The sequence below is a fragment of the Kineosporia babensis genome (assembly GCF_021129305.1).
GTDB lineage: Bacteria > Actinomycetota > Actinomycetes > Actinomycetales > Kineosporiaceae > Kineosporia > Kineosporia babensis.
Map to the genome: position 1 here is coordinate 33366 of NZ_JAJOMB010000039.1, position 8795 is coordinate 42160.

Sequence of the window (8795 nt, forward strand, 5' to 3'; positions counted from 1 at the left end):
CGGCCTCGGTTCTTCCCGGTGAGGAGTTCGGACCCGAACAGCGCAATCACCGCTGCGCTGCGTGAACGCCGAAGTGGGCCGCCACCAGAATCTGGTGACGGCCCACTTCTCCGGAAGACCTACAGCCCGATGCTCTCGTCGACGAACTCGTTGGTGGCGATGTCCTCGGCCTTCAGGTCGGCCGGCACGTCCACGCCCTTCTTCTCCAGGATCGGCTGCATCTCGTCGATCAGCTTCTGCACCCGCTCCATGTCCATGTTGCCCAGGGTGGAGTCCGGGCCGTTGGAGACGATCCCGAGGTCCTTCTGGGTCTGGACCGAGTACTCGGCCACCCCGGCCGAGTACTGCCAGCCGGTGTCGTACTCCTCGACCAGCTTCACGATCAGCTCGTTGGCCGCGGCCGGGTCCTCGAGGAAGTCGATCTGCGCGGCCTGGATGATCGGCACCAGCTTGGCCAGGCAGTCGGAGTTCTCCGCGACCTTGGCGCTGGGCATCGACAGGGCCTGCACGTAGATCTGGTAGCCGGTGTTGGCGACCAGGTCGAAGGCGAGCTCCTTGCCCCACTGGCTGATCTCGTTCTGGTACAGGTACGGCTCGGCGGTGGCGTAGCCCTGCTGGCCGGACTTGCCGGCGTCGGCCACGAAGTTGCCCGGGGAGCCGTCGTAGGAGCCGTCGACCTGGTCGGCGCTGAGCTTGCCGGTCTCGGTCAGGTAGTCCATGTAGGCCAGGCCGTTGGTGTAGCGGACCTTGATCCCGGCCGCCTTCACGTCCGCGATCGTCTTCACGTCGGGGTAGGTCTGCGGGTCCCACATGATCGAGGTGGGGCTGATCTCGGTGGGCGCGACCACGGCGGTGACCGGCTGCTTGGTGCCCGCGGCGATCATCGCGTCATCGGTGCTGACGTAGCCCATCAGGATGTCCGGGTCGGTGTACATCTGGTTGGTGACGCTGTCGTAGCCGATCGCCGGCCCGCCGGCCCGGATCTCGAGCTTGACCCCGGTGTCGTTGCCCTCGGTGTCGACCAGGGTGCCGGTGACCCGCTTCTTGTCGGTGTCGATCTTCACGTCGCCGCCGAGCATCTGGTACAGCGCGCCGTGCTCGGACTCGGGGTTCCAGTCGGCCTGCATGACCACGGTGGCCGGGCAGGCGTCGGCCAGGAAGCTGGCCGAGTCGGCGGCCGCGGAGGCAGCGACCTCGACGCCCTGGCCGTCAGCACCTTCGTCGGAACTGCCGCCCCCGCAGGCGGCCAGAGAGACCAGGACAGAGGTCATCACGACGCCGGTGAGGGCGCGGTTGCGGTACTTGGGCATGCTGGATCCCATCGATCGGTGGGGTGGGGTTCTGGCTCCCAGGGCAGCGGGAGCCAGAAGTCTGAAAAGGGCTTACGAGCAACGGACGTTCGTGGGCGCGGAACGCCTACAGGCGTCCGCTGGCGTGCCAGTGGCCGACCAGGCGACGGCTCAGCCAGGTGAAGAAGGCGAAGACCACGATGCCGAGCAGGGAAGAGGCGATGATCGCGCCGAAGAGCTGCTCGGACTGCAGGCGGGAACGGAACAGGTCGATCAGGATGCCGATGCCGGGATCACCCTGGCGGAAGTAGGTGTCGCCGACGATCGCGCCGATCACCGAGGCGCCGGCCGAGATCCGCAGGCCGGTGAAGACGCTGGGCAGGGCGGCCGGGATCAGCAGCTTGGTGAGCACGGTACCGGGCTTGGCGCCGCGCAGCCGGAACAGGTCGCGGTGGCCGGGCTCGACCGACTGCAGGCCGAACAGGGTGTTGGCGATGATCGGGAAGATCGAGCAGATCACGCAAACGATCACCCGGGCGGTGAAGCCGAAGCCGAACCAGAAGCCCATCAGCGGGACCAGGGCCAGGATCGGGATGGCCTGCAGGACGACCGCGTACGGGAAGAGCGAGCGCTCCAGCCAGCGGGCCGAGGCCATCACCACCGCGAAGACGGTGCCGAGCAGGACCGAGATGGCCAGGCCGACCATGGCGATCACGGTGGTGCGCCACAGCGCCTCGAGGATCTGGTTACGGTTGTCGGCGTCCAGGAACGACACCTGGATCACCTCGTGCAGCGGCGGCAGCAGGAAGCGCCGGTCCTCGGCCAGCACCACGTAGGTGACGAAGTAGGCGAAGCCGATGATCAGGGCCAGCACGAGCAGCGGCAGGCCGAAGTCGGCCAGATAGCTGCCTTTACGGTTCTTCCTGGTGGTCTTGCCGGCGGGACGGGCGAGGGCGCTCGCGCCCACGGTCTCGGTGCTCACGATCAGTGCTCCTTGCCGGCGAGCGAGGTGGAGATGCGGGCGCACAGGTGCGCGAACTCCTCGGAGTAACGGATCTGCGGATCGCGCGGGTAGGCGAACGGGATCGGGACCCGGTCCAGGATCTTGCCGGGCCGCCCGGACATCACCACCACCTCGGTGGACAGGTACACGGCCTCGGCGATGGAGTGGGTGACGAACAGCGCCGCGAACTTCCGGTCGTGGAAGAGGGCCTGCAGATCGTCGTTCAGCTTCTGCCGGCTGATCTCGTCGAGCGCGCCGAACGGCTCGTCGAACAGGAAGACGCCCGGGTCGACGGTCAGGCAGCGGGCCACGCTGACCCGCATCCGCATCCCGCCGGAGAGCTGGTGCGGGAAGTGGTCCTCGAAGCCGGTCAGGCCGACCAGGTCGATCGCCTCCTGGACCCGGCGGGCGGTGTCGGCCTTGCCGTCGCCGCGCAGTTCGCAGAACAGCCCGACGTTCTTCCTCACGCTGCGCCAGGGCAGCAGGGTGGCGTCCTGGAACACGTAGGCCAGGGCGCTCGGGTCGACCGCCACTTCGCCGGCGGTGTGTTCCTCCAGCCGGGAGGCCAGCCGCAGCAGGGTGCTCTTGCCACAGCCGGACGGGCCGACCACCGAGATGAACTGCCCGGGTTCGACCGTCAGGTCCACCCCGCTCAGGGCGACGGTTCCGTCCGGGTACTCCATGGCGGTCTCGGTGAACCGCAGACCGACTCCGGTCGCGGTGGTGGGGGTGGCGACAGACACGTCCTTCTCCTCAGTTTCGGCTCGACCCAGTTGGTGCTGATCGTGCTGGGACTACCAGGTCGGTTCGGTTACCAGGGCCAGATGCCCTGTTCTGAGTCCGCATTCGTAGACTTCGGGCAGCGCTGCCCCGGTCGCGAGGGCCGTGAGCAGATGCTCCAGGACCCCGCTGATGTCGCTGTGCACCGTGGCCAGGTGCTCGCCCAGCGGCTCGACGAAGCCGATGGTGCGGGCGTTGCGGCTGCGGGCGGCGGTGCAGGCCACCTCGCCCGCGGAGTCGGCCGCGTGTGCGATCACCGCGCAGTTCAGCTCGCCGACCAGGACTTCCCCGGCACGGCAGCCGTTCTCGGTGTCGTCGAAGGCCTTCAGGTGCACGACGTTGATGGCGCCGGTGTGGCCGTTCTCGTAGGCGCCCTCGGTGAAGGCCTGGGCGAAGCGGCGCTGGGTGAGCACGGCCGGGCCCGCCACCAGGCCGATCGGGGCGCCCTCGGCCTGCTCCGAAGCGAATCTTCCGGCTTCGTAGGCTGCTTCGTGCCAGGCCCAGTCCACCAGAGTCACGCCGGCCAGCCCGGACGTGTCGGTGGGCCTGTCGGTCAGAACCGCCGGCCGGCACCGATGTCCGGCCAGCCAGTTCCGGTACTGCACCCCGTGACACAGCACAGCCTGCCAGGTCTCGTCGGGTTCGCCGGTGTAGCCGTGCCGCACGTCCAGATCGAAACCCTGCTTCTGGACGTTGTGCGCGGCGGTGCGGGCCCCTTCGGCGAAGCCGCCGGTCACCTCGAGCGGGGGCAGGAGCACTCCCACCTTCATCGCGAGCTCCTGACCATGTGGTACGGAATGATGTCGTCGCGGTGCACTTCCTGCGCCACGTACAGCACCTCGCCGCTGCGCGAGACGCCGGTGATGTCCAGCTGGATCAGCGGTTTGGCGGCCCCGGTGTGCAGCATGTCCTGGTCCTGGGCGGTGGCCGAGCGAGCCCGCAGCCGGGCCGACTCCCACTCCACCGTCTCCCCGCGCAGGTCGCGGACCAGCTGGAAGATGGAAGTGCGGGCGTCGGGCAGGGCCACTGATTCGCGGGTCATCGGGATGTGGTCCACCGCGTACATCACCGGCGTGCCGCTGGCGCACCAGCGCTTGGTCATCTCGAACGCCACCGTACCCTCGGGCAGCGAATGCCGCTGGGCCAGTTCGGTGTTCATCCGGATCCAGCCGGAGCTGATCAGCTGGATCGACGGCTCGAACCCGGCCTCGGAGATCCCGGCCGAGAACTCGAAGCTCTCGTCGATGCGCAGGCCCAGGTCGAGTGCGACCACGTTGGGAAAGGTGCCCCGGTGGGCGTCGCGCCGGATCAGCCCCTGAGCTTCCATCCGGGCCAGGGCTTCTCGCAAGGTCGGCCGGCTGACCCCGAGCTGGGCGGCCAGGTCCTTCTCCGGCGGCAGCGGCATCCGGGAACGCGCGGCGTCGGCCCAGACGGCCCGCAGCCTGCTCGTCACCTCGCTCATGCCGGTCCTTCCGTCGGATGTCCTGTCTTGTGCCGCCGCCGAAGAGGACGTTGGTCCCTGGCGGTGGCATCAAGGTAAGACCAGCAAGTAACGCAGACGCTCGCCGGATGTGTCCCCCAGGTAAAGCCCCGGTTCGGCCAAATCGGACATCCCGTGGATTACGAGGCACGATCACGGAAAGTCGTTTAACGCCGACGGCTTCCTGGGAAATCTTCCAGTTACAAACTGGTCTTACCTTGGCGGAGAAGCGAATCGCACACCGGCTGGAAGGAATCCGATGCGCGACGTCCTGGTCGTCAACGCCCACCTGATCCGCGACCGCAGCACGCTGGTCACGAACGGGTGGATGCACGTGTCTGACGGAAAGATCGCGGCCCTGGGCTCCGGCCCGGCCCCGCAGGTCGAGGGCACCGAGATCATCGACGTGCAGGGTGCCTTCGTGGCCCCCGGTTTTGTCTCGACGCACAGCCACCTGTTCACCAGTGCCTCGCGGGGCCTGGGCGCGAGCGAGTACCTGTACGGCTGGGCCACCGCGATGTACGCGCCCACCGCAAGGTGCACGCCGGAGCAGATGTACTGGCACACCCTGCACGGCGCCCTCGACGTGCTGGCCAACGGCGTCACCACACTGTTCGACTTCAACGACCCGCGCCGGCCGTGGGCCCCGATGGTGCAGGGCCGCCGGCAGGAGCTCCCGCCGCTGCGGCCGTTCGAGTTCGGCACCGCCCAGCTCGACGCCAAGGTCGCCAGTGGGCTGCGCACCATCTCGGCGATCCAGCTGGAGTCCGAGAACGACGACCCGGAAAAGGCCTTCGAGGACTGGGCCGCGACCGTGGAGTACCTGCGCGGGCAGGACCGCTCGCTGGCCCTGGACGCCGCGGTGTACGGCGCCGTGCAGTGGGCCCCGAACCCGGCCGTCGCCGAACTGGAGGTTCGGGCGATGGGCGAGTACAGCGTCCTCAATCAGGCGCATTTTCTGGAGACGCCGGAGCACGTCGAACTGCAGCAGTCCAAGTTCGCCTGGTACGCCGACGCCGGGGCGCTCGGGCCGCAGATGATTTTCGGGCACTTCGTGCAGACCACCCCGGCCATCGTCGAGGCCGTCGCCGACTCGGGCGCGGCGGTGTCGTGGCAACCAGTGGCCAACGGACGTCTGGGGTCGGGTTTCGCCGATGTCGTCGGGTTGCGCAAAGCGGGCGTGCGGGTCGGGATCGGCATCGACGACCAGGCCTGCACCGACCTGTCCGACCCCTGGCAGGCCATGCGTTTCGGGTTGTTCGGCACCCGGGCGCACCAGCAGGACCCGACCGTACTGACCCCGGCCGACGTGTTCGCGATGGCCACGCAAGACGCCGCCGACGTTCTCGGGGTCGGTGACCGGGTGGGCAGCCTCGACGTGGGCAAGTTCGCCGACTTCGTCGTCGTCGACCCCCGCGACCCCGACATCGGTCCGGTACGAGACCCACTCGCGTCCTACGTCCTGGCCATGAGCCTGCGCAACCTGCGCTCGGTCTACGTCGGCGGCCGGCCCGTCGCCCACGGCTCTCGTTCCACACATCCCCTGGCCGACGAATGCCGTCGCCGCATCCACGCCCTGGCCTGAGGCCCTCCCCTTTTCCGAACCAGCACCGGAGACTTTCCCATGACCGACATCGCCCTGCCCGTGGCCGTCTGCCCCAAGAACATGAATGTGGGGCCGTGCGGCGGCGTCACCGAGGACCATCGCTGCGAGATCGACGACTCGATGATCTGCGCCCTGCTCACCGAGCCGGTCCGGCAGCAGGTGATCGCCAGCGAACGCGACCTGCTGGCCCGGATCTCCGCTCCCCTGGTGCCGGAACGGCCGATCAGCCGACTGCACGAGTCGCTGCTGTCGGGCAGGTTCACGGTGATCGCGGAGATCAACGGCGCCGACTCGGCCGACGCCTCCGGGACGGTCTCCGCGGCGCAGGACATCGCCGCGGTGGCGGACGTGGTCTCGGTGACCGACCATTCCGGCGCCAACGTGCACATGGGCAACGTGGCGGTCTCGGCGCATCTGGCGATGGCCGGGATCGAGGTGATGACCACCTTCGGCTGCCGCGACCGGAACCGGATGGCGTTGCAGGGCGATCTGCTCGGAGTTTCCAGCCTGGGCGTACGTAACGTGCTGTGCGTGACCGGAAATCACGTTCAGGTCGGCGACAGCCACGAGGCCAAGCCGGTGTTCGATCTGGATTCGCCCCGGCTTCTCTCGATCGCCGAGAAGCTGCGGTCCGAGGGCAAGTACGACAACGGCCGTTCGCTGGACGTGAAGCCGGAGTACCTGCTGGGAGCCACAGCGGCGCCCTTCGCCCCGCCGTACGAGGAACGGCCCTGGCATGTCCTGCGCAAGGTCCGGCTCGGCGCGGACTTCGTTATCAGCCAGCACATTTTCGACGTGGAACGCTGGAACAGCTTCCTGGCCGGGGTGAACGCATTGCGGGCCGACGAGAAGCCTTTCTGGCTGCTGGGTGGAGTCGCGGTGCTGCCCAACGAGCAGGTGGCGCGGGCGGTGAACGCCGGTCTGCGGGGCTTCTCGATCCCGGAGTCGCTGCTCAAGCGGCTGAAGCAGGCCAAGGACCCGCAGCAGGAGGGCATCCTGATCGCGGCTGAGCTGGTGGTCGCGCTGAACGAGGCCGAAGGAGTGGCCGGGTGCCTGATCGCGCCGGTCACCGGGCGGCAGAACGCGCTGGCCGCCTCGAGCGAGCAGCGTGACCTGATCGCCGAGGTCCGCAAGGTGGCGGGGGTGCCGGCGTGAACGTGACCACCGTCCTCGGTGAGATTCCCGCCGAGCAGCTGGGAGTCGTCCTCCCGCACGAGCATCTGATCGCGAATGCCAACGCCCAGTGGATCGTCCCGGCCGCTGACGAGGATCTGGCCGAGTACACCCAGCCGTTCTCGGCCCAGCTGAAGGGAAAGGTGCAGACCCAGCCGTTCTCGTACCGCTCAGCCATGCAGCAGCTGGACTTCGACGTTGCCCTGGAAGAAGTTTCCCGGTTCCAGGCCGCCGGCGGGGCAACGGTCGTCGACCTGGGCATTCCGGGCTTCGGCCGGGATCACGTGGCGCTGGCCGTGCTGTCCCGGATGACCGGGGTGAACATCGTGATGGGCTGCGGCGAGTACGTCGAGCCCGCCCACTCCCCCTACGTGCGCTACGCCTCCCCCGAGATGATCCGCGACGTGCTCCTGGACGAGCTACGCGTGGGCGTGGGCAAGACCGGGATCCGCGCCGGCATCATCGGCGAGATCGGCAGCGGCAACCCGATCACCGCCGAAGAACGCAAGGTGCTACGCGGAGCCGCACTGGCTCAGCTCGAGACCGGCGTCGCGATCAACGTGCACCGCACCATCTTTCCCGACGAGATGGCCGGGCTGGAGGCCGTGGACCTCCTCCTGGAGTGCGGCGTCGACCCGGGCAAGATCATCGTCAGCCACTGCGACGAACGCCCGGAGTCCGGCTTCGCCCTGGAAGTGGCCCGCCGCGGCGCCTGGGTCGAACTGGACACGTTCGGCATGGAGCAGTGGGCCGTCAGCGCCCGCCGCCCCGACGGTTCCTACCCCCGCCGGGCCTTCGACCACCACCGCATCGACATGCTGCTCGAGCTGGCCGCGGCCGGTTTCCTCGGGCAGACCCTGATCAGTCACGACATCGCGATGAAGCCCCAGTTCACCCGCCACGGCGGCTGGGGACTGACGCACATCGGCGAGACCATCGTCCCTCAGTTGCTGGCTCTGGGGATGACCGACGCCGACATCACGACACTGCGGGTCGACAACCCCCGAAAGGCCCTGGCGAGTTGAGATCCCGGGGGTAGAGGCCAGAATCTGACCTCTACCCCCGGCATGGTTTGAGCACGGCACGACGCCGCTCAGACCACCGGAAGGCTCACCATGCTCGACTTCGCGATCAACCCGAACTTCCCGCACCCGTTCCGCTACACCGCGCTCAACGCGCCGTACTTCATCGTCTGCAGTGTGCTCACCAGCCTGATCGTCACGCTGTTCGCCTGAACTGCCAGGTGCCCGTTGGCGCAGTTCGCCCGACCCCCACCTACTCGCCAGTTATGCTCGGGAGCGGAGGGGATCGAATGGACATCATTGTTGCGGTATTTGTCTGGATCGCGCCGTTGGCGCTGGTCCTGGCGTTGATTGGCTTCGTTCTGAGGAAGGTTCTGGGGAGCCTTCCCCAGTGGCTCTTCGGGGTGGCGCTGGTGCTCTGCCTGGGGATCGTGGCGTGGTG

General features: G+C 68.1%; 8 protein-coding genes. 3 read left to right on the forward strand and 5 right to left on the reverse strand.

What is annotated here, in order from left to right; translation table 11 throughout:
* Positions 1-119 precede the first annotated feature (119 nt).
* The 5 genes from LR394_RS39680 to LR394_RS39700 form a co-directional block, all read right to left on the reverse strand.
* Complete coding sequence (locus tag LR394_RS39680; RefSeq protein WP_231449886.1) at positions 120-1310, reverse strand: substrate-binding domain-containing protein; 1191 nt, start codon at positions 1308-1310, stop codon at positions 120-122.
* Positions 1311-1416: 106 nt separating this feature from the next.
* Positions 1417-2271 (reverse strand): ABC transporter permease, encoded by an 855-nt coding sequence (locus LR394_RS39685; protein WP_231449887.1) that lies wholly within the window; start codon positions 2269-2271, stop codon positions 1417-1419.
* A gap of 2 nt (positions 2272-2273) precedes the next feature.
* Entirely contained in the window at positions 2274-3035 is a 762-nt protein-coding gene (locus LR394_RS39690) for an ABC transporter ATP-binding protein (RefSeq protein WP_231449888.1), read from the reverse strand.
* Positions 3036-3086: 51 nt separating this feature from the next.
* Entirely contained in the window at positions 3087-3842 is a 756-nt protein-coding gene (locus LR394_RS39695) for a BMP family ABC transporter substrate-binding protein (protein WP_231449889.1), read from the reverse strand.
* Positions 3839-4534 (reverse strand): GntR family transcriptional regulator, encoded by a 696-nt coding sequence (locus LR394_RS39700; RefSeq protein ID WP_231449890.1) that lies wholly within the window; start codon positions 4532-4534, stop codon positions 3839-3841. The genes LR394_RS39695 and LR394_RS39700 overlap by 4 nt, the downstream gene beginning before the upstream one ends.
* A gap of 277 nt (positions 4535-4811) precedes the next feature.
* Between LR394_RS39700 and LR394_RS39705 the strand changes: the two genes are divergently transcribed.
* Genes LR394_RS39705 through LR394_RS39715 form a run of 3 tightly spaced genes read left to right on the forward strand, consistent with a single transcriptional unit; the run spans position 4812 to position 8356 of the window.
* The gene (locus tag LR394_RS39705; RefSeq protein WP_231449891.1) at positions 4812-6137 is read left to right on the forward strand and encodes an amidohydrolase family protein; all 1326 of its coding nucleotides are present in this window, start codon (positions 4812-4814) and stop codon (positions 6135-6137) included.
* Between the two features lie 39 nt (positions 6138-6176).
* Positions 6177-7313, forward strand: a complete 1137-nt coding sequence (locus tag LR394_RS39710; protein WP_231449892.1) for a methylenetetrahydrofolate reductase C-terminal domain-containing protein — start codon at positions 6177-6179, stop codon at positions 7311-7313.
* Positions 7310-8356: a phosphotriesterase family protein gene (locus LR394_RS39715; protein ID WP_231449893.1), complete on the forward strand. Its 1047-nt coding sequence runs from the start codon at positions 7310-7312 to the stop codon at positions 8354-8356. Before LR394_RS39710 ends, LR394_RS39715 begins: the two co-directional genes overlap by 4 nt.
* The last annotated feature ends 439 nt before the right edge of the window (positions 8357-8795 follow it).